The 443-nt window shown below is 75.4% G+C and carries 1 protein-coding gene; it reads right to left on the bottom strand.

The features are described from left to right. Nucleotides 1-24: 24 nt before the first annotated feature. On the bottom strand, nt 25-443 hold a 419-nt coding region (locus JMF97_RS30895), incomplete at its 5' end, for a mannitol dehydrogenase family protein (RefSeq protein ID WP_498043325.1).

Here is a 443-nt window from a genome sequence, read left to right as displayed (position 1 = left end):
GGAGATGGGTAGAAGGGACCACCACTACACAAGGCGGTAACAGGGTGCCCGTGATGTCCCGCATGGGGGGGTGAGGGTGGGGCGGACGCCGTGGCGGGTCAGGTCGGGCAGCCAGGCGGTCACGGCGGCGCGTACCTGCGCGTCGGCGGCGACCTCGGGCGGGACGACCTCGTCGAGGGCGAGCACCGCGTCGACCGCCCCGGCCGGGGTCTGCGGCGCGTCGGCCAGGGCGGCCCGGATACGGGCCGCGAGCGGGTCGTCGAGCGGCAGCGTACGACCGTCGTCGGCGGTGCCCTGGGCGAACCGGATCCAGGCGGCGAGCACCAGCGCCGCCCAGTGCGCCGACCGGCCCCCGGCACGCAGGTCGGCGATGGTGTGCAGGATCCGCTGCGGCAGCTTCTGCGAGCCGTCCATCGCCACCTGCAGGGTGCGGTGCCGGATCG

Origin of the sequence: Micromonospora fiedleri, assembly GCF_016774385.1 — a bacterium.
In the GTDB taxonomy this organism is placed as follows: Bacteria; Actinomycetota; Actinomycetes; order Mycobacteriales; family Micromonosporaceae; genus Micromonospora; species Micromonospora gifhornensis.
This window is presented reverse-complemented; position numbering and strand designations above follow the sequence as displayed.